We start from the raw sequence: 18,616 nt of genomic DNA on the forward strand, positions 1-18,616 counted from the left end.
GGCAACGCAGCATAAAGGGCAGACCTATGAAGACCACCACGCCTACAGAAATGGACGCACTCGTCCTCACCGAAACGAACTCGGACCTCGTCCGCACGCGCATGGTCTGCCCGGCTCCCGCGGCGGGGGAGGTTCTCGTCCGCGTCAAGGCTAGCAGCGTCAACCCGCTAGATCTCAAGATCAAGAGCGGACAGGCCCCGCACGCCCGCCACCCGTTGCCCGCCATCCTCGGAATGGACGTAGCCGGGGTCGTCGAGGCAGTCGGCCCCGGGGTCACGTCCTTCAAACCGCAGGACGAGGTTTTCGGCCTGACCGGCGGCGTTGGGGGTCTGCAGGGTTCATTGGCGACTTTCGTCGCGGTCGATGCCGATCTTCTGGCTCCCAAGCCAACCAACCTCACCATGCGCGAGGCCGCGGCACTGCCCCTGGTATTCATAACCGCCTGGGAAGGGTTGGTTGATCGCGCCGCGGTGCAAGCACGGCAAAAGGTGCTCGTAATCGGTGCGGGCGGCGTCGGTCATATAGCAATCCAGATCGCACGTGCCTTCGGAGCCGAGGTCTTCGCCGTAGACAAGGCCTCGAAGCAGAGGCAGATCGAAGAGCTGTGCGCGACCGCGATCGACCGCCATCAGACTACCGTCGAGGAGTACGTGAAGGACCACACCGGCGGACGCGGCTTCGATGTCGTCTATGATACCGTCGGCGGGGCAGGGATCGATGCCGCGTTCAACGCCGTGAGCAGGTTCGGCCACGTCGTCAGTTGCCTCGGATGGGGCACCCATTCGCTCGGACCGCTCTCCTTCCGGGCTGCAAGCTACTCGGGCGTGTTCACGCTCCTGCCGATCCTGACCGGAGAAGGCCGCGCCCACCACGGCTCGATCCTGCGCGAGGCAAAACACCTCACCGAAGCCGGAAAGATCACGCCTCTCCTCGACCCACGCCGCTTCAGCTTCGAGACCGTTTCGGCAGCCTATGCCGAAGTCGAAAATCGCACCGCGAGCGGAAAGATCGTCATCGACGTCGCGGACTAGGTAGGCGTTTCACCCCAGCCAAGGAGAAAACTATGCCATTCGTAAACGTAAAGCTCGTCGACGGCGTCTTCACGCCAGAGGAAAAACACGCCATGGCCAAGGCGCTGACCGATGTCATGGTCAAGTTCGAAGGATCGGAGGCCTTCCGCGAGGTCGTCTGGGTACTGATCGAGGAACTGCACACGGATGGCTGGCACATCGGCGGAAGGCCGTTCGAGGGGCCGAAGTCCTTGATGACCACGCTTTCGAAATCCAAAGACATCGTCGAGACGATCGACGGTAATCCGACCACGCGCACAGAGTGGGCCGCGGCAGCGCCAGTCGTTGGCTGACCGCCCCGCAATCAGAGCCGGGGCGGACACCGTAGGCGGGCCGCAGGACCTCCGCCCGCGCGGAGCCATCCGGCCGAAAAAGGGACAGGACTATGACTTCCAGAGAGAGTTTTCCGATACCTGCCGCGACAAGACGGGAGGTTTTAATAGGGACCGCCGCTACGGCACTCGCCGCCCTGCCGCTGCAGGGACTTGCGGCCACGGTGTCACCAAGTCCATCCAATGCAAACATCGAAACCGGGAGTGAGATCATGAGCAGCATCACGACGAAAGACGGTGCGCAGATTTTCTACAAGGACTGGGGTTCCGGTCAGCCGATCGTATTCCACCACGGCTGGCCTCTCAGTGCCGACGACTGGGACAACCAGATGCTGTTTTTCCTAAGCAAGGGGTTCCGTGTCATTGCGCATGACCGTAGGGGCCATGGCCGCTCGAGCCAGACGTCCGGTGGCAACGACATGGATACGTACGCGGCCGACGTCGCGGCCCTGGCCGAGGCTCTCGACCTCCGCGACGCCGTTCACATCGGCCATTCGACCGGCGGCGGTGAAGTCACCAGGTATGTGGCCAAACATGGCAAGGGCCGGGTCGCAAAAGCGGTTCTCATTTCCGCAATCCCCCCGGTCATGGTCAAGTCGGACAAGAATCCGGGCGGACTCCCGGTCGAGGTGTTCGACGGTTATCGCGCGGCGTTGGCCGCCAACCGCGCGCAGCTCTACCTCGATATCGCCAGCGGGCCGTTCTATGGCTTCAACCGCCCCGGCGCGACCGTCTCCGAAGGCACGATCCGCAACTGGTGGCGTCAGGGCATGATGGGCGGCGCGAATGCACACTACGAATGCATCAAGGTCTTCTCGGAGACCGACTTCACGCAGGACCTCAAGGTCATCGACGTCCCCGTGCTCGTAATGCACGGCAGCGACGACCAGGTGGTTCCCATCGCCGACTCCGCGGAGCTGTCGGTGAAGTTGCTCAAGAACGGGAAGCTCAAGGTCTACAATGGCTACCCGCATGGGATGTTCACGACGCACGCCGACGTGATCAACGCCGATCTCTTGTCCTTCATCACGGCTTGACGGCAGGGCAGGCCGCAAGGCCCGCCTCGACCTCTCCAACTCCAGTTCGAAAGCCGTCGGCTCGTTCGAGTCCGGCTGCGGAAAGGTATGTCATGAACTCCGAACACATGCTCTCGCGTCGTGGATTTTGCCTCTGCTGCATCGGTGCGGCGGGATTTGCCGCCACGGGAGGATGGTTGAGCCCCCGCGCGGCCTATGCAGAGGCGCGCGGCCTGGTGAGCCTCATAAAGGACAGCGCCGCCAAGTCCGCCATCTCCACCCACAAGCTGAGGAATGGCATCACCATCCTCGAAGGGTCGGGTGGCAACATCGCGGTGTTGGGCGGCAAGGACGGCCTCGTCATGGTGGACGCGGGCATCAGTGTCTCGCAGAAGCAGATGACCAAGGTGCTATCCGACATCTCGCCGGACCCCGTGTCCCACTTGATCAACACCCATTGGCATTTCGACCACGCGGATGGAAACCCCTGGATCGGCTCCGATGGTGCAAAGATCATCGCGCACGAGAACACTCGCAAGTACCTTTCGCAGGTCCAACGCGTAGAGGACTGGGATTACAATTTTCTACCGCTGGCGCGGAGCGGCGTTCCCCAGCATGTCTTCTCCAAGGAGCATACGCTCAAGCTCAATGGCGAGACACTCGATCTGAAATATTACGGCCCGGCCCACACGGACGGCGACATCTCCGTGATGTTCGGCGAGGCGGATGTCCTGCATGTGGGCGATACATACTGGAATGGCATCTATCCGTTCATCGACCACTCGACAGGCGGAAGCATCGACGGAATGATCGCGGCCTCTGAAGCAAACCTCGCCGTGTCCACAGACGAGACCATCATCATTCCGGGACATGGAAATCCGGTGAGCAACCGCGCCGAGTTGCGTGATTTCCGCGACATGCTGGTCGCCATCCGCGAGAACGTGGCCAAACTCAAGCGCCAGGGACGTTCCCTCGATGAAGTGGTCGAGGCAAAGCCCACGGTGGCGTTCGACGAGAAGTGGGGTCAGTTCGTGATTGATCCCGCCTTCTTCACGAGGCTCGTCTACGCCGGCGTCTAGGTTGGTCCGATCTCACAAAACCCTTTTGGCGCGCTCCTCCCACCGCCTCCCTTGCGCGCCTCCGGGACGCCGCGCATTGGCGTCCCGGATCTATCGCAAACAGCAATCTCGAAGGAACGAACATGTCAGATACGAAAAGCGCGCTGTTCATCGATATCCCGGTCGAACTGCGAGAAGTGAAGTCAGTCCACAGCATCGGAGGACTGGAGTTCGAGGGCGACTTGCCCGCGGCTCTATTCCATCTTCAGTTGATCACGACGGACATCGCGAATTGGAAAGCGGCTTCTGAAGTGATCGTGGTGTTCCACACCAACGCCGGCCACGTCACGCTTGGCGATGAGGCCTACAATGCGTCGCGGAACATCGCCACTGGCAACCCCTACAAGAAGCTGGTCGCGGACCTCATCGACATCGGCGTCAAGGTCGAGCTTTGCGGAGCGACTGCGAAGGTGAACGGATGGGGCAACGCCGATCTTCTGCCCCGCATCAAGATCAATCTCGACGCCATGGCGCGGACGATCCAGCTCGTCCAGCAAGGATTCGTCAAGATCACCGAGTGACCTTCTGGTTCCCTGTCCTGCCAAGAATCGAACGCCCAAGGAGAGTGCCATGCTTCAACTGCCATTTGGTTTCCATTCAACGGCCTCGGATGTCTTGAAGGGCATTGATCTCCATGGAAAGACAATGATCGTGACCGGAGGCGCAAGCGGGATCGGCACCGAGACGACGGCAGCTCTTGCCGCCGCCGGTGCGTCCGTTGTTATCGCTGCGCGTCGTCCGGAGGCGGCCGAAGTCGTCGCCCGAGACCTCAGGTTAAGGTCCGCGAACTCCGATATCACGGTGCGGCCGCTGGATCTGTCCGATCTCCGTTCCGTAAGTCAGTTCGTCGACGGCTGGGAAGGTCCGATTGACGCGCTCATCAACAACGCGGGTATCATGGCGTTGCCGGAGCTTCAACGGACGGCTGAAGGATTCGAGATGCAGTTCGCTACGAACTTCCTCGGGCACTTCGCCCTGACGCTCGGCCTCCGCCGATCGCTCGCCATGGCCAAAAGCGCGCGGGTCGTGTCCGTGAGTTCCAGCGGCAGCTTGTTCGGCCCGGTCTTCTGGGGGGACCCGCACTTCCGCTTCATCCCTTACGATCCACTGCTAGCCTACGCTCAATCGAAAACCGCCTGCACTCTCCTGTCCGTTGGCATCGCCCATCAATGGGCCGACGACGGGATAGGTTCGAACGCGCTTAACCCTGGAGCTATCGCGACCAATCTACAACGTCATACTGGCGGACTCCGAACACCCGAACATCTCCGGAAAACGCTCGAGGAAGGCGCGGCGACTACCGTGCTTCTGGCAGCTTCACCTTTGGTGGAGGGAACGAGCGGGCGATATTTCGAGGACTGCGCCGAGGCTCCCGTGGTTGAAAGTCGGCCGGAGCGGCGGCTGGAGGGCGTCGCTGGATATGCGCTCGACGCGGCCAACGCTCAAAGGCTGTGGGACATGTCGCTTCGTCTTCTCGATCAAGGACGCTAGTCAGCGCGCCTCGCGGGTTCATTCACCCGCTTGAACATGCCCGGCGTGTATCCGGTTACTCGCTTGAACACCTTATTGAATGCGGCATCGGATGCATATCCGGTCTTGTGGGCGATCTCCGATATCGGCGCTGGGGATGTGAGGAGAAGCGCCGAAGCGCAGTAGACACGCCAGGAGGTCATGTACTCCAGCGGAGTTTGGCCAAGAACGTTTTTGAAACGCGCCGCGAAAGCGGACCGCGACATGCCCGCTGTTCTGGCAAGGGCATCGACGGTCCAGTCCTTTGCGGGATCGGCATGGATCGCCTCGATAGCGGATTTTAGCCGACCATCCGATGCAGCGGCCAACCAACCGCGCTTCTGGTGCCTATCATCGCCCACGTAGGCGCGCAGCGCATGGATAAACAGCAGCTCGAATAGCCGGGCCACCGCTACGTCCGCGCCCAGACCAGGAACGGAGGTTTCAAGTGCAAGCATGTTCAGGATGGCCGCGAAACCCTCCGTCCGTCCAACGCCTTTGGTCAGATGCAGAAAAGGCGGAAGCACGTCGAGGACGTAATTGCGCCCGAGCGGCTCCATCTCGAAGGACCCGCTGATGAATGTCGTCGTGGCTCCGCCGCCGCCGAACTTAATACCGTCGCCCACGCGGGCTCGCTCGACGTCGACGCAGTCGATGATCACCGAACGTTCGTCGTCGAAAATCTGGTACGCGGCATCGGCCAGCAGGATGAAGACGTCACCGCTTTCCAACCGTCTGGGCAGGGCCTGGTCGGGCGTAGTCAATACAGCCGATCCGCTCACGACATGTACGAACTTCACCACAGGCTCGCCGGGGGAAATTATCCCCCACGGTGCGCTGGCTTCCAGGCGGGTGAACTTCGCCTCTCTGATGCGGGGGGCAGTGAAGATTTTCGAAAGCGCGTCCATGTCGCCTCGTCAGAGTTGGACGATCCGACAACAATCCGAGACTAACCGATCTCAAACGTCCGGAGCGGGCGACTTATGTAGACAACCTAACGGAGATTGCAAATGCAGAGCGACATAGAGGCATTCGAAGCGATCGGGTTTCAGAAGGCCCGGTACTGCCGATACATCGACACTAAACGCTGGGATGAGTTCGGGAAGCTGTTCTCGACCGAGCCAGAAGTCCGGTTCATGGACCCTGAAGGAAACACAGTCGGCGCGTTCAATTCTGTCGCCGATTTCGTCGCGGTAACCGCGCGCTACCTTGAGGGCGCCCGTACGATCCACCAAGTCCACAACGCCGAACTGGAACGAGTGTCCGCCCACCAGGTCACGGCGATCTGGTCCATGGAGGATTACCTCGTTTTCCCTATGGACGACGAAACGCGTCCGGCCAGCATGCACGGTTACGGACACTACCACGAAACGTGGGAGCTGGCGGATGGACAGTGGCGCATTGCGAAGCTCGCCCTCCGTCGCACCATTCTTGAAATAAAGCCCAAGGAGCGCGTCCAATGACCCAAGCACCAATCAGAGTTGGCATCATCGGGGTACACCCCGATCGTGGCTGGGCATCTACCGCCCATGTTCCCGCACTTCAGGAACTGCCGCAGTTCCGGCTGTCGGTGCTAAGCCACAGCCGGATTGAAATCGCACAGGCAGCGGCCCAGAAGTTCGGGTTCGACCACGCTGTCTCGTCAACCGAGGAGCTCGTGAACCATCCCGATGTGGACCTCGTCGTCGTTACAGTCAGGGTCCCGGAGCACCTCCAGCTAGTGACCGCCGCCCTCGAGGCCGGGAAATCGGTGTTTTCCGAATGGCCTCTTGGCATGAACCTCCGGGATGCGGAAGCCATGAACGAGCTTGCCGCCGCCAGGGGCGTCTCGACGATGATCGGCCTCCAGACCCGGGCCAACCCGGCCATCAGGCACATCCGGAAGCTCGTTGGCGACGGGTATGTCGGCGAGGTTCTCTCCGCCTCCGTGATCGGCTCCGGGATTACCTGGGGGGAGGAAATCGAGGGAGCCTTCCGGTACACCCTGGACCCATCCAAGGGAGCGAGCATGCTGCACGTGCCGTTCGCGCATACGATGGACGCTCTCGTGTTCGCGCTGGGCTCTGGGTTCCTCAGGGTTTCTGGGACGCTCGCAACCCGGCGTCCCACTATCAGGATCGTGGAGAGCCGCGAGGCCGTTCCGCTCACTGTCGCAGACCAGATCGCCTTTACCGGTAGACTTGAATCAGGCGCTCTTGTGACAAGCCATTTCCGAGGCGGCCTGTCGCGCGCGACGAATTTCCATATGGAGATCAACGGAAGCAAGGGAGACTTGCTCCTGACCAGCCCGGTTGGCTACGTGGGCATTGGCGGGTTTAACCTTTCGGGTGCGCAAGCTGTCGAGAACCTGCATCCAATCCCCATTCCAGGCGACTTCGGGCCGGATGAGAATGTCCTGATTGGCAACGTTAAGAAACTTTACGAACTCTTTGCCTCCGACAAACTGTCCGGCACGCGCCAAAGCCCGACGTTCGAAAGCGCCGTCAACCTGCATCGGCTGATCAATGCGGTCGAACAGAGCGGAGGAGGTTGGCGCGATGTTTGAGAAGATGCGCGCGTTGGTTCTGGACGCCCCCGGCGGACCTGAAGCCTTGCAGGTGCGAGACATAGCCAAGCCGAAAATCGAGAGTCCTCGGGATGTTCTCATCAAAGTGGTCGCGGCCGGGATCAATCCGGCTGATTGGCAGAATAGAAAGAGTGGGCAGCGGCACGATCCAGATGCAGACGCCGAATCGCCGACAATCCTCGGCATCGACGGCGTTGGCGTTGTTGAGGCTCTCGGCGACGCTGTCGACAGCGTCGCGATTGGAGACGAAGTTTGGTACATCGATGGCGGCTATCCTGGCAACCCGGGCAGCTACGCGGAGTACAAGGTGATACATGGGGCGTATGTTTCGCGAAAGCCGAAGAACCTCGATTTCGTGCAGGCCGCCGCACTCCCCGTGGTCGGCCTGACCGCGTGGGAAGCCGTCTTCGCCAAGGGAAGGGTCAAGCCAGGCGATCACGTCCTGGTGCACGGTGGAGCGGGCGGCCTTGGCCACATCGCCATACAGTACCTTTCGGCCATCGGGGCGCGGACGGCTACTACGGTTTCAAGTGAAGCAAAAGCCGCCCTCGCGCTGAAGCTGGGTGCCGAATTAGCGATCCATTATCGGACGCAAGACGTTGGCTCGGCATTGAAGTCCTGGAGTGGCAAGGATGGAGCCGATGTGGTGTTCGATTTTGTCGGAAATGACAACTTCGCGCGAAGCTTCGGCCACGTTGCGCCGTATGGCCGCCTCGTGAACACGGTGGTCTCAAATTGGCCGAGCGGAGGAAATGGGTTCGCGGAATGGCGAAACCTGGACATCTCGTTCGTCAATATCGGCCTGCCGCAGATCGCGCGCGACCATCAGCGTAGACTGAGACAAGTCCGCGTTCTCGACGAGATATCTGAGAGGGCCGACCAGGGCACGCTGCGTGCCCATATCGACCGAGTTGTCCCGTTCGAGGAGGTGGGCGAAGCCCAGAGGGCACTGGAGGCCGGGGAGACTTTAGGGCGGGTGGTGTTGAAAATATAATGCCCTCATTCGGAGGAGGTTGGCTCGCCACGGCAGACCGGAGGCTGCGTGACGATCCACCGAGCAGTTTCGAGCTGAGCACAGAGGTAGCACTTCGGTAATGCCCTGCGCTTGCCCGAATACGCGGAGCGCCCATTCGCGCGCCCGTTTAATTCTAAACTCTTAAAATCGTGAGGATATGCGATGTCTATGATGGATTGGAATAGCTATCACCAGCAGGTGCTTGCGGGAGTAGGCGAAATAGCCGCACTGAGTCCGGATGTGATCAGGGGGTATCAAGCGATCGGCGGAGCGTCGCGTAAAACCAATCTGCTGGGTACCAAGGTCAACGAATTGATCGCTCTAGCGGCTGCGGTCTCGTTGCGCTGCGATGGCTGCATCGTTGTGCACACTGAGGCAGCGCTTAAAGCGGGCGCCACGCGGGAGGAGATCGCCGAGGCGCTCGGGACGGCGATTGGTGTCAACGCTGGGGCAGGACTCGTTTATTCCACGCGGGTGATGGATGCTGTCAAATCAAAGGTGTCTTGAACGCTGGCGGTACATTGAGGGTCAGGCTTTGCCCGGCACTTGTTGAGATCGCCGACGCCGCGGACGAACTGGGCGAATTCACTTCGAAGCCCTCCGGGACGTTGCGGATCAACGCGGATGCGAACGGCTGCGGAGCAGGTGCTGGCACCATTGGTGCTCGAATTCATGGCGGCGTTTCCTGACGTGCGCGTCGAAATCGTCAGCGAGCGCCGACTCGTGGACATCGCCGAAAACGGGTTCGATTGCGGCATCCGTTCCAGCGAGAATATCTCGGAGGACATGGTGGCAATTCCGGTCGGGCCGATGCAGCAGCATATCGTCGTCGCCGCACCGTCGTATGTTGCAGGCCGTCCCCCGTTGCGATCGCCGGCCGAACTGAGGGGCCATCGTTGCATCCAGCTTCGTATGCCGGGAGGCGGCCTGTACGCCTGGGAGTTCGAAAGGCGAGGAGAGGCACTCGTCGTCGAGACGACTGGCGGCCTCGTCCTAGACAATTCAAGGCTCACTCTGGCGGCGGCAGTCCACGGCTACGGCCTGGCTTACGTGACGAAGTGGATGGCCTCCGCCGCTCTTGAAGCTGGCGTCTTGGTCGAACTGCTGGGAGAATGGACGCCGCCTTATCCAGGCCTCCATCTCTATTACCCGAGACACCGGCATCTCAGTGCCTCCATGCGAGCCTTTGTTTCATTCCTGCGGGATCGAAACCAGCGACGATGACCCGCTTCTTCCCGTTGATTGGACTCTCGGACGCAGGATCTCCACCATCGACCCTCCGGCAAGACGAACTCTATCGGGACCCGCCGGGATAGATCGCGCGCATTCGGACGGCTCGTGCGAGCAGGGGCGGTCACGTGGCCAGGGTGGGGCGCTGCCGTTATCCGGAAATCTCTGCGAGAAGCGCTTCGATATCATCGACAAGGTCTTGATGATCTTCAAGGCCAACGCTTATGCGCAAGACGAGATCGTCTGCATCCCACCTCCGCACCGTCCGGTAGGCCTTGACGGGCATGGGTGCGACGAGACTGCGTGTTCCGCCCCAAGATGCTCCTATCGCAAATGTTTTGAGCACATTGAGAGCAGGCGAGACCCGATCGGACACGCCTCGTTTGAAAACGACGCCAAAGACACCTGATGCCCCATGAAAGTCCCTCTTCCAAATGGAGTGTCCGGGATCGGTCGGCAACGCTGGATGGATAACGCGTTCCACGATATCCGCTGCCTGTATTCTCTCGATCAACTGAAGCGCGCCTTGACTTGCATGTTTCATGCGGACGCCCAGCGTTTCGAATCCTCTCAGGACCAGCGAGGCGTCGTCCGGAGACACGGAGATACCCATCCGCCCGAGCGCTGAGCGTATTGGAGCGGTTAGTTTCTCATCACGGACCGTCAACGATCCCAGCAGTACGTCGGAATGCCCCGAGATGTATTTGGTAAGGCCCTCCGTAACGATGTCGGCTCCAAGCGTCAGGGGCCTGTAGTTGAGAGGTGTCGCCCAGGTGTTGTCGCAGCCAACCAGTGCCCCATGCCGATGCGCTAAGTCCGCTACAAGGGGAAGGTCCTGGACTTCCATTGTCGTCGACCCTGGAGATTCGCACCAGACAACCTTGGTTCTGGCGTTGATTTTGGCCTCGAGATCAGATGGTTCGACGGGATCGTAGTAGTCAACCTCGATGCCGAAGCGCACCAGTTCCATATTGGCGAAATCGCGCACCGGAGGATACACCGAATCCGCTATGAGGACCTTGTCACCCGCCTTGAGAAATGAAAGCATCGCGATCGCGTTGGCCGCTTGCCCCGAGGGCACCAGGAATGTTCTGGCGCCCTTCTCGAGAGCTGTCAGTTTTGCCTCGAGTGTTCTGGTGGTCGGCGTCCCGTAAAGACCGTAGCTGTAGCCGTCAGGTCCCCGTTTTCCTCGGTCGGCGTAGTCCTCGGCGGACTCGAAGACGATCGTTGACGCACGGTGCACTCCAACCCCGAGTGGTGCGAAGCCTTCGGTTTTTACGTTGGGTGTCACGACGCAGTGCGTGAGGTCCTTCATCGTATTTTCCTTTTCACCGAGGAGTGCGTGCGCTGGTGCGAGCCTTAGTCGACCGAAAATTCCAGACCGCTTATATCAACGGAAATCATCAAGCGCGACAAATCGGGTGTCAGTTCTGCACGCCGACATCCTCGCGTCGGTTGGGAGGCGCAACGTGGCCGACGGATTTGAAGCTGCCAACAACCGCGGTCTGGAAAGCGCCAATGACCGCTCCTATCTCATGCGCATAGGATTCAGCGAGGTTGCCATGCCAGAATCTGCCAATTGCGCAGGTGAAAGTCCTGTTATTGAGATACTGCCTCCGGGGAGGTCTTTCTGCCGCGGAACCGTCGTCTGCGACTGTTGCCATCAACGTAAGAGCAGGGACGAGTTCGACGAGGATACATTCGGCATCTGCGCTCAATGTATCGGTTCCGATGTAGTGGCCATGGACATTGTGGCGCGGTTTCAGGATGACGACTAGCGAGAGGCTTCCTGACTGGGCACCGTGGGCCTCAGGCAGGGGAACCCTGTCCCGCACCGATCACCCCTGGCATCCACCAGCCGTTCCCATCCGAGCGCCGACATCCGCCGCAGCCGAGCGAACGTCACGCTCGCCCATGCTTCTTGATGAGTTCGGTGCGGACGTAGCTCCCTGTCCTGCCGCAGGCCCGGCACTCCGCTTCGATGATCGGATCGCGAACCTGACGAAGGGTCGAAGAGAGATCGAGAGGCTTTCTTGGCTTTCCCGGCAATGGTGGCTCCATGACGAACGTGAAGGCAAGGAAAAGATCGAATACCCGACACCGGAACTGGAAGCCGTTCTCGGGAAGACCTTGGGAGTGCCGCTTTTTCAAGAGTCGGCGATGCGCGTCGCCATGGTCTGCGCCGGGTTCACCGGCGGTGAGGCCGACCAGCTCCGGAAGAGCATGGCCACCTTCAAATTCACAGGCGGCTTCTCGCGGTTCAAGGACAAGCTGGTGTCCGGCATGATCAGGAATGGCTACACCCCGGAGTTTGCCGAGAAGACGTTCGGCCAGCTCGAAAGGGTTCAATTCTACCGTTGCGCGATATCGTTTTCACACTGCCATTCAAGTCGAGAAGGTGATCGCAGACGGGCAACTCGCCAAAGCGGGCGTCAGGCTGGCGGATGCGCTCAATAACGCGTTTGCATCGTATCCTTGATGCGGTCGCCGTCGCGACAGAATATGAACATAGCGAGCCACGGAGTCGGTGCAAAGGAAGTCGCTCCCCACGACATCGCGGCTCTTAACATGACCCTAACATGCGCCCTCTGATCCAGTTGCAGGAGCTGCAGACGACTCCTTGGCGTGTACGCCGATGATGCATACATTCCTGTCCCACTCACCACCGGAGCCGCTGCGAATGAACGAGCATGCCGTCAAAGTCCTGGATGCATATCTCGATGCCGATACGCTGTCTGTTCCGCATGCAGTACTGATAGAGGGCCGCTGGGGCAGCGGCAAAACGTTTTTCCTGCAAAACGTCTACGAGCCCGCGCGGATGCGAGAGATGAATACCAAGCGTCTCCATCATACTCCGTTTCTGTTCGTGAGCCTGTTCGGCGCGACCTCGGCCGCCGACGTCGAAATGCGCATCTACAAGGCGGCCTGCCCCGGGGAGGCGATCGCGGCCGGGATCGCTGGCACCATAGCACTGGGGGTCGGCGAGTTCTTTCGTGTCAAGGATGCGACCAAGGGTGCGATGGACAAGCTCGGAAAGAAGGCGATCAAGCGTCTCAACGACTTTGTCTTCGTCTTCGACGATCTTGAGCGGATGGAAAAGACCGCTTTCGGGGAAGTGATGGGACTGGTCAACTCCCTCGTTGCAGAACACGGACGACGAGTCCTGCTCGTCACCGACGAGACCAAGCTGGAGGAACTTGTTGGAGGCGACATGTGGAAGGACCAGAACGAGAAGATCGTCGGCCGACGTGCGCATATCGAAGCGGACTACGAGAGTGTGATCCACAGCACAATAGGGAACATGCCGAACGGTTCTGCCAAGTCGTTCATGGGCGACCGTATCGACGACCTCCTCGAAATCGCGATGGCCTCGGAGATCCAGAACCTCCGCAATCTGACATGGGCCATGCACAACGCCTCCGCTTTCGTGGACTGCCTCATCGGAGACGGCGAGATACCGGAGCGACACATCGCCTCGACGATGGGCGTTGTACTCGCGACGACTCTGGGGATGCGCGGCGGCCTTCTCAATGCGGAAACGCTCGAGCGTCTTCCCGGGCTGGCGACGACGCTTGCCTTCCGGTCAGTTGGGAACAACCACGCGCCGTTGGATCCTCAGCTTCTGCAGGCCAAGACGTTTTCGGATAAGTTCGGCTCGCTCTCCCTCGACACGCCACCGATCGATTACGGTTTCATCAATGGCTTCGAACGCAGTGGGGTTATGGACCCACTGCAAGTCAATTCTTGGATAAAGACCCAGTTCGGCTTTGGCAAAGAGCACGCCGAGCCGTCATGGCGGAGATTGTGGCTCAGCCACGAGCGACGGATGAAGGACACAGACGAGGCTGTTGCCATACTTGCCGATGAACTGGCCAAGCGGGTTCACACGGATAACGGGCCAATCCTTCATTCCGCGGGGCTTGCGATCCGGCAATGGGGAATGAACGACCAACGCCTGACCGCAGGAGAGGATGTCGTTGCCTACTTCGAAAAGTACATCGACGAGGTTGCCGCGGCAGGACTTTTGGAGGCGATGAAGTTCGATCATTTTCCCGCAGGATTCGATAGCCATGGGGGACTCGGCTTCAGCTCCACTGAGACTGGGGAATTTCAGCACATAGCTACCTACTTGCGCGCAAAGTCCTTGGAAAAAGCTGCGGCGAAACGCCATGAGCGAGCAGTTTCGATCTTCGCCGAAGCGGAAGCAGGTGATTTCGAGGCGCTGTTCAAGTTCATCCGAACCGACGACCCAGAGCTTTCCCAGGCCCCGGTACTGTTGGACATTCCGGTCGATCATGTCGCGGAATTCATGGGCCGGGACGTCCCGGAGCTATCCGCAGGTTCGAAGCTGCTTGCGTATCGATATCACCGAACGATGCCAGGGGATCCTGTGCTTGAGGAACTGCAATGGGCCCGCGATGTTTATGCTGCCGTTGTCGGAAAGCTTGCCCAGTGGCCGGAACCTCACCGGGCGATGGCGCTGCATTCGATGAACAGCCTCATTCGATACTACGAGCGGGACAAGCAACCCGAAGACAGGATCATCCCGCCACCGAAAGAGGCCGAGGCGGAAACGGAAATGCAGGACGCATAGTCGCCTCCCGTGCACAGAACTCGTGCCTCAAAATCTCGCCCATCAAACGTGCTAGGTACAATCGGGGACCTACGAGAACAACCTGCCTTAATGGTCGCGTAATGGTTGAGCGGTTTGAGCGTGTTCTATTAGAGAATATGGGATGCTGGGGGCGAGTATGAAAGCTGATTTTGTTTTCGCGATTTTGGCGATTTTGGCCTTTGCTTTCGTCTCGCCCGAACCAGGCATTCGGGACTTTCCCTCCCGGCTCCTGACTGTCGGGATCGGGCTCAGCGAAAGTTGTCACCGGAACGATGCATCTATGCTCGACGCCAAACCATTGCCTCCAATGCCTGAGATTGAGCTTCCGGACATTCGTCACGCCGCGGTCAGGCTCCATCCGCAGGAGGTCGTCCATATCGAAAGGCCTTCCCTTGGCCGCGAGTTTCGCGGCACGGCCTTCGGCAGCTTCCTCCTGGACGCGCGTCGGAGATGGCAGACCCCAGCGGGCATGGACGAGCTGCTTCCGGCCGTCGGCGGTATTTCTGACGATCGGCCCCATCTGGTCAGGGCTCATCTGATAGGCCGGCATCAGGTTGATCATGCTCTCGGCATCGATCGCCCATTTCCGAACCCAGTCTTTGTCATCCATGCGGTACAAGTTGCACATCTCGCCCGAGCCTCCTCCGGCACGTCAGTTGCGAGCGCCAGAATCCTTGCCGTCGGCGACGTTTGTCAACCCAGGTCACATTGCAGTCTGCCCGCGGGCTCCCAGTTCACGCTGAAAGGTAGTCAATGGATCTGTCCGCTTGCCTCATCCAGACATCCGTCTCCTCCTTCGTCTGCAGCAGGACGGGATTCGCCGATGAATCCCGCCAACTTACAAGGGCCGTTGCGCGCCAGCGGAAGTCGTTGGCCGGCATCCTGGAGCGACCGATTTGGGGCCGATAGCGGGCAGGCAGTTTTCGGGATGCGAAGATAAGAAAGCTGCCATGTTGCAGAACGGAGATATCGGCTGACCATCACCCTTCTCAGTTGATCGCACGCTACCCTCGGCTTCATCCGATGCGGCTGGGGACCTATTGCCTACGCTCTTGCCCGCGCGCCACGGTACTGCTCAAATTCGCACGCGCAACGGGGGAAGCGGAAGCAATGCTAAATCTCAAAACCAAGTCGTTCAAAGAGGTGCTTGCAGAGACGCCTGAACTTAAGGTCACTGGTGAGTGGCTGTGTCTCAACATCGACGCCCGAAATGCTTGGCCGACGAAGCCGCAGGCGTTCACTTTCGAAGGCCATCAGGTTTGGGTGATGCCACTTACCACGGACAACTATCCGGGACTGGCGGCCAACAAGCCACCTGATATGGACCGTGTTGAATGCTTCGCGCTTCTCCACCGTGCGCTGAGCGTCCTGGCCTGGCTTCAGGACACCGGCGCGGTGGTCGTCCAAATGAGTGGAGACACCCTGCCGAGCATGATGGGGATACGCCAACCGTTCGGATACGCGATCCGTGATGATTTCGACTTGTCGGATCTGCCTGTGATCGGAACCGCGTCTGGCAAGCTTGCGTTGGCGCTCATGCGTGAAGGCCGCGGACTAAATCACCCCGGCTACTCGTTCCTGTCCTTCTTCCGGGCGCTTGAAACAGCCATCCCTGATGGCAAGGTCCGGGGTGCTTGGGTCACCGAAAACATTGATAGGCTCGATGGCCGCCGCGCTAAGGACGCTCTCGACGAGTTGAAAGCGACAGTTCAAGGCGACATCGGACAGCATCTTAGGGAATCGGGGCGTCACGCAATTGCGCACGCCAAGCATGACCCGATTATCAATCCTGACGATCCCCGCGATACACGACGACTAGAAGCGGAACTGCCGATAATTGAGGCGCTGGCCGTGTTGGCGATCGAAAGCCATCTTGGCATCCAGACGAGCCATAAAGCCTGGAAAGAGCATTTGTACGAGCTAGGCGGCTGGAAAAGCATTCTTCCCGCCGCCGTCATCGAAGCCAGTCTTGCCGCGGAACCCGACGACATCCAAGCGAACATCGAGCTACCGCTGATTAATTTCCGACTCCGGCGCAGTGAGCCGTTTCCATTGCTTGAGGGGATGATGCCGGTGCACGTGGGTCTGAATAATCAGCGAGTCGAACTCGTTTATCGAAGTGGTGACGGCCTAGCTGAGCTGATATTCTGGCTGAACTTCGCGGAAGAGCGGCTGGAATTCGACCTAAACCGCAGCTTCAATCTAAACGATGACGGCAGCGCCGCGGTCGCGCGGAATGGCAAAGAACGATGTCGCTTCATCTGGGATTATTTCGGCAACGGCGAAATTCAAATCTGGCATGCCGATACAGGCAAGCTCATCTCTCGGGTGGATGCATTCATTCCCTTAAATATGATGGCAGACCTTGATGGTCATATTGCCGAGCTCGCGGCGTGGGACAAGTTGATTGCGAACCGAGAACAAGCAGAGGGTTCAGCCGAGTAGTGTAATTGTTAGCTTTAGCGTCGTTCGCGAGCCGGGTATCACCCACTGGCAATTTTCGACGGACTGTCGTGACTATGACCGCTTTTGCGTTCGGACGGAGCGTGATCGATTGACCGCCATGGGGGCGCAAAGCGGTCAAGACCGCCGTCGGCCCTTTTTGGGGAATTTTGGTTCGATGGCTTCCATAGAGCTGGAGTGTTCGTTTCTCACACTGTCGCGTAGTATCCCTTCCAGCCATTCCTCGGCGTCTAAAGCGCCAGCCGCAACTGCGGCATTGCTTCAGATTTCCGCCGTTCCAGCGAAGACAGCGACACGCCAAGCAGGCGTATGCCTTTTCGCGGCGGGAAGATTGGCGCGAGAAGTATATCGACCACGTCTTCAAGTTCGGCGATCGCCGGCAGAGGTGCGGTAACGGTCTTGCTGCGGGTGATCTGGCTGAAGTCGGCATATTTGACCTTGAGCGTCACCGTCTTGGCGCCGATCTCATTGGCCTCGCAGTATCCCCAGACTTTCGCTATTAATGGCTGAAGCCCTTCGCGCGCGGGTTCATAGGAATGGATGTCCTCCGCGAATGTGTCTTCTGCGCCGACTGATTTCCGCACCCGGTCCGGCTTGACTTGGCGATTGTCGATGCCGCGGGCGATCCCATAGAAATACGGTCCAGACTTCCCGAAATGTTCAACGAGGAAGTCGAGCGTTTTCTCCTTCAGGTCCGCGCCCGTTTCGATCCCGAGCCGATGCATCTTCTCGGCCGTTGCCGGTCCCACGCCATGGAATTTCTTGACGGGAAGCTGTTCGACGAAGGCGGGGCCGTTCTTCGGGGTGATGACGGCCTGGCCGTTCGGCTTGTTGAGGTCGCTGGCCATCTTGGCCAGGAACTTATTGTACGAGATACCCGCCGACGCGTTGAGCCCCGTCGCCGCCTTGATCCTCGCGCGGATTTCCGCGGCGATCTCCGTCGCGATCTCCATTCCTTTGAGATTTTCAGTGACGTCGAGATAGGCCTCGTCGAGTGACAACGGCTCGATCATCGGCGTGTATTCGGCGAAGATCGCTCGGATCTGCAACGACACGGCTTTGTAAACATCAAAGCGCGGCTTGACGAAGATGAGGTCCGGGCATTTCCGCTGGGCGGTCACCGAAGGCATGGCGGAATGGACGCCGAATTTGCGTGCCTCGTAGCTGGCGGCCGCCACCACCCCTCGGGCAGCAGGACTGCCGACGGCAACCGGCACGCCTCGCAGCTCCGGATTGTCGCGCTGCTCGACCGATGCGTAGAAGGCGTCCATGTCGACATGCACGATCTTGCGCGGCCGCTCGCGGTTGTCTTCGTCTGTCATCATCTAGCTTCCGTCAGCGAGGCCATTACCCAAACATGGGAAGTGTGCCCCACACTTGTCACCCTTGGGCGTCTGCATCCGCTCGCAGCCCATAGCCATGCGCCGGCGGATTTCCGCGAAGCTGACGCTTGCGCCAAACGCTTTCACCAACAGCCTGCGCTCATGCGCGCAATGGCGATCGCAGACACGGCAGATGAGTTCGACCACCGGGACCTTGTGATCCTTCAGTCTCGGAACCCCATCGTCCAAAGGCCGCGTTCGGCGCATCTGAAAATATTCCTTCCTCGCCATCCGATTGAATCCGCTGCCGATTTTTCTGCGTTGCACTCGTGCTCAACTTCAGCGGGTCATGTGCGCATT

General features: G+C 59.6%; 18 protein-coding genes and 2 pseudogenes. 15 read left to right on the forward strand and 5 right to left on the reverse strand.

Translation table 11 applies throughout. The features are described from left to right. Positions 1-26 precede the first annotated feature (26 nt). From ACM5SV_RS22450 to ACM5SV_RS22475, 6 genes are all read left to right on the forward strand, one after another. Positions 27-1,031 carry a zinc-dependent alcohol dehydrogenase family protein gene (locus tag ACM5SV_RS22450; RefSeq protein ID WP_419425407.1) on the forward strand — a complete coding sequence of 335 codons (1,005 nt, stop codon included), beginning with the start codon at positions 27-29 and terminating at the stop codon, positions 1,029-1,031. A 32-nt stretch (positions 1,032-1,063) separates the two neighbouring features. Further along, on the forward strand, positions 1,064-1,363 hold the full coding sequence (locus ACM5SV_RS22455) for a tautomerase family protein (protein ID WP_128408492.1): 300 nt from the start codon (positions 1,064-1,066) through the stop codon (positions 1,361-1,363). Between the two features lie 251 nt (positions 1,364-1,614). Beyond that, positions 1,615-2,439: an alpha/beta fold hydrolase gene (locus ACM5SV_RS22460; protein WP_419425408.1), complete on the forward strand. Its 825-nt coding sequence runs from the start codon at positions 1,615-1,617 to the stop codon at positions 2,437-2,439. Between the two features lie 92 nt (positions 2,440-2,531). Then, complete coding sequence (locus ACM5SV_RS22465; RefSeq protein WP_419425409.1) at positions 2,532-3,497, forward strand: MBL fold metallo-hydrolase; 966 nt, start codon at positions 2,532-2,534, stop codon at positions 3,495-3,497. 122 nt (positions 3,498-3,619) lie between these two features. Then, complete coding sequence (locus ACM5SV_RS22470; RefSeq protein ID WP_216760182.1) at positions 3,620-4,057, forward strand: DsrE family protein; 438 nt, start codon at positions 3,620-3,622, stop codon at positions 4,055-4,057. Between the two features lie 124 nt (positions 4,058-4,181). Continuing rightward, positions 4,182-5,027, forward strand: a complete 846-nt coding sequence (locus tag ACM5SV_RS22475) for an SDR family NAD(P)-dependent oxidoreductase (RefSeq protein ID WP_419425421.1) — start codon at positions 4,182-4,184, stop codon at positions 5,025-5,027. Here the strand turns inward: ACM5SV_RS22475 and ACM5SV_RS22480 are convergent. Next, positions 5,024-5,953, reverse strand: coding sequence for an AraC family transcriptional regulator (locus ACM5SV_RS22480; RefSeq protein WP_419425410.1), 930 nt, complete (start codon positions 5,951-5,953; stop codon positions 5,024-5,026). The two genes, ACM5SV_RS22475 and ACM5SV_RS22480, sit on opposite strands and share 4 nt — an antisense overlap. A 102-nt stretch (positions 5,954-6,055) precedes the next feature. Between ACM5SV_RS22480 and ACM5SV_RS22485 the strand changes: the two genes are divergently transcribed. The 5 genes from ACM5SV_RS22485 to ACM5SV_RS22505 all read left to right on the forward strand — a co-directional run bounded on the left by ACM5SV_RS22485 (position 6,056) and on the right by ACM5SV_RS22505 (position 9,850). Then, entirely contained in the window at positions 6,056-6,508 is a 453-nt protein-coding gene (locus ACM5SV_RS22485) for a nuclear transport factor 2 family protein (RefSeq protein ID WP_419425411.1), read from the forward strand. Further along, a complete protein-coding gene (locus ACM5SV_RS22490; RefSeq protein WP_419425412.1) occupies positions 6,505-7,590 on the forward strand; it encodes a Gfo/Idh/MocA family protein in 1,086 nt (361 codons plus the stop codon). Before ACM5SV_RS22485 ends, ACM5SV_RS22490 begins: the two co-directional genes overlap by 4 nt. Beyond that, on the forward strand, positions 7,583-8,605 hold the full coding sequence (locus ACM5SV_RS22495) for a quinone oxidoreductase family protein (protein ID WP_419425413.1): 1,023 nt from the start codon (positions 7,583-7,585) through the stop codon (positions 8,603-8,605). Before ACM5SV_RS22490 ends, ACM5SV_RS22495 begins: the two co-directional genes overlap by 8 nt. A 183-nt stretch (positions 8,606-8,788) precedes the next feature. Continuing rightward, positions 8,789-9,133 carry a carboxymuconolactone decarboxylase family protein gene (locus ACM5SV_RS22500; RefSeq protein ID WP_128408501.1) on the forward strand — a complete coding sequence of 115 codons (345 nt, stop codon included), beginning with the start codon at positions 8,789-8,791 and terminating at the stop codon, positions 9,131-9,133. Positions 9,134-9,286: 153 nt separating this feature from the next. Then, positions 9,287-9,850, forward strand: a complete 564-nt coding sequence (locus ACM5SV_RS22505; RefSeq protein ID WP_419425422.1) for a LysR substrate-binding domain-containing protein — start codon at positions 9,287-9,289, stop codon at positions 9,848-9,850. Positions 9,851-10,007: 157 nt separating this feature from the next. On the opposite strand, the gene ACM5SV_RS22510 is transcribed toward ACM5SV_RS22505, so the two are convergent. Continuing rightward, positions 10,008-11,171 carry a trans-sulfuration enzyme family protein gene (locus ACM5SV_RS22510; protein ID WP_419425414.1) on the reverse strand — a complete coding sequence of 388 codons (1,164 nt, stop codon included), beginning with the start codon at positions 11,169-11,171 and terminating at the stop codon, positions 10,008-10,010. Positions 11,172-11,325: 154 nt separating this feature from the next. Here ACM5SV_RS22510 and ACM5SV_RS22515 point away from each other — a divergent pair, with 154 nt between their 5' ends. From ACM5SV_RS22515 to ACM5SV_RS22525, 3 genes and pseudogenes are all read left to right on the forward strand, one after another. Beyond that, a complete protein-coding gene (locus ACM5SV_RS22515) occupies positions 11,326-11,634 on the forward strand; it encodes a hypothetical protein (protein ID WP_128408503.1) in 309 nt (102 codons plus the stop codon). Positions 11,635-11,923: 289 nt separating this feature from the next. After that, a pseudogene (locus ACM5SV_RS22520) lies at positions 11,924-12,196 on the forward strand (hypothetical protein); the annotation flags it as partial. 340 nt (positions 12,197-12,536) lie between these two features. After that, a complete protein-coding gene (locus tag ACM5SV_RS22525) occupies positions 12,537-14,450 on the forward strand; it encodes a P-loop NTPase fold protein (protein ID WP_128408504.1) in 1,914 nt (637 codons plus the stop codon). A gap of 199 nt (positions 14,451-14,649) precedes the next feature. Here ACM5SV_RS22525 and ACM5SV_RS22530 read toward each other — a convergent pair. Further along, positions 14,650-15,099: pseudogene (locus tag ACM5SV_RS22530) on the reverse strand (SOS response-associated peptidase); the annotation flags it as partial. Between the two features lie 482 nt (positions 15,100-15,581). On the opposite strand from ACM5SV_RS22530, the gene mauJ reads away from it, so the two are divergent. Further along, a complete protein-coding gene (gene mauJ / locus ACM5SV_RS22535) occupies positions 15,582-16,916 on the forward strand; it encodes a methylamine utilization protein MauJ (protein ID WP_128408695.1) in 1,335 nt (444 codons plus the stop codon). Between the two features lie 248 nt (positions 16,917-17,164). Here the strand turns inward: mauJ and dinB are convergent, their stop codons facing one another. Both dinB and ACM5SV_RS22545 read right to left on the reverse strand, forming a co-directional pair. Further along, positions 17,165-18,256, reverse strand: coding sequence for a DNA polymerase IV (gene dinB, locus ACM5SV_RS22540; protein ID WP_419425415.1), 1,092 nt, complete (start codon positions 18,254-18,256; stop codon positions 17,165-17,167). A 3-nt stretch (positions 18,257-18,259) separates the two neighbouring features. Then, on the reverse strand, positions 18,260-18,523 hold the full coding sequence (locus ACM5SV_RS22545) for a hypothetical protein (RefSeq protein ID WP_128408702.1): 264 nt from the start codon (positions 18,521-18,523) through the stop codon (positions 18,260-18,262). Between the last annotated feature and the right edge of the window lie 93 nt (positions 18,524-18,616).

It is taken from the genome of Rhizobium sp. CRRU65, assembly GCF_048551595.1.
Lineage (GTDB): Bacteria > Pseudomonadota > Alphaproteobacteria > Rhizobiales > Rhizobiaceae > Rhizobium > Rhizobium leguminosarum_J.

What these genes read in the sequence shown, in the direction of transcription:
- ACM5SV_RS22450 (WP_419425407.1), top strand. Translation starts at nt 27, where the DNA reads ATGAAGACCACCACGCCTACAGAAATGGACGCACTCGTCCTCACCGAA.
- ACM5SV_RS22455 (WP_128408492.1), top strand. Translation starts at nt 1,064, where the DNA reads ATGCCATTCGTAAACGTAAAGCTCGTCGACGGCGTCTTCACGCCAGAG.
- ACM5SV_RS22460 (WP_419425408.1), top strand. Translation starts at nt 1,615, where the DNA reads ATGAGCAGCATCACGACGAAAGACGGTGCGCAGATTTTCTACAAGGAC.
- ACM5SV_RS22465 (WP_419425409.1), top strand. Translation starts at nt 2,532, where the DNA reads ATGAACTCCGAACACATGCTCTCGCGTCGTGGATTTTGCCTCTGCTGC.
- ACM5SV_RS22470 (WP_216760182.1), top strand. Translation starts at nt 3,620, where the DNA reads ATGTCAGATACGAAAAGCGCGCTGTTCATCGATATCCCGGTCGAACTG.
- ACM5SV_RS22475 (WP_419425421.1), top strand. Translation starts at nt 4,182, where the DNA reads ATGATCGTGACCGGAGGCGCAAGCGGGATCGGCACCGAGACGACGGCA.
- ACM5SV_RS22480 (WP_419425410.1), bottom strand. Translation starts at nt 5,953, where the DNA reads ATGGACGCGCTTTCGAAAATCTTCACTGCCCCCCGCATCAGAGAGGCG.
- ACM5SV_RS22485 (WP_419425411.1), top strand. Translation starts at nt 6,056, where the DNA reads ATGCAGAGCGACATAGAGGCATTCGAAGCGATCGGGTTTCAGAAGGCC.
- ACM5SV_RS22490 (WP_419425412.1), top strand. Translation starts at nt 6,505, where the DNA reads ATGACCCAAGCACCAATCAGAGTTGGCATCATCGGGGTACACCCCGAT.
- ACM5SV_RS22495 (WP_419425413.1), top strand. Translation starts at nt 7,583, where the DNA reads ATGTTTGAGAAGATGCGCGCGTTGGTTCTGGACGCCCCCGGCGGACCT.
- ACM5SV_RS22500 (WP_128408501.1), top strand. Translation starts at nt 8,789, where the DNA reads ATGTCTATGATGGATTGGAATAGCTATCACCAGCAGGTGCTTGCGGGA.
- ACM5SV_RS22510 (WP_419425414.1), bottom strand. Translation starts at nt 11,171, where the DNA reads ATGAAGGACCTCACGCACTGCGTCGTGACACCCAACGTAAAAACCGAA.
- ACM5SV_RS22525 (WP_128408504.1), top strand. Translation starts at nt 12,537, where the DNA reads ATGAACGAGCATGCCGTCAAAGTCCTGGATGCATATCTCGATGCCGAT.
- mauJ (WP_128408695.1), top strand. Translation starts at nt 15,582, where the DNA reads ATGCTAAATCTCAAAACCAAGTCGTTCAAAGAGGTGCTTGCAGAGACG.
- dinB (WP_419425415.1), bottom strand. Translation starts at nt 18,256, where the DNA reads ATGACAGACGAAGACAACCGCGAGCGGCCGCGCAAGATCGTGCATGTC.
- ACM5SV_RS22545 (WP_128408702.1), bottom strand. Translation starts at nt 18,523, where the DNA reads ATGCGCCGAACGCGGCCTTTGGACGATGGGGTTCCGAGACTGAAGGAT.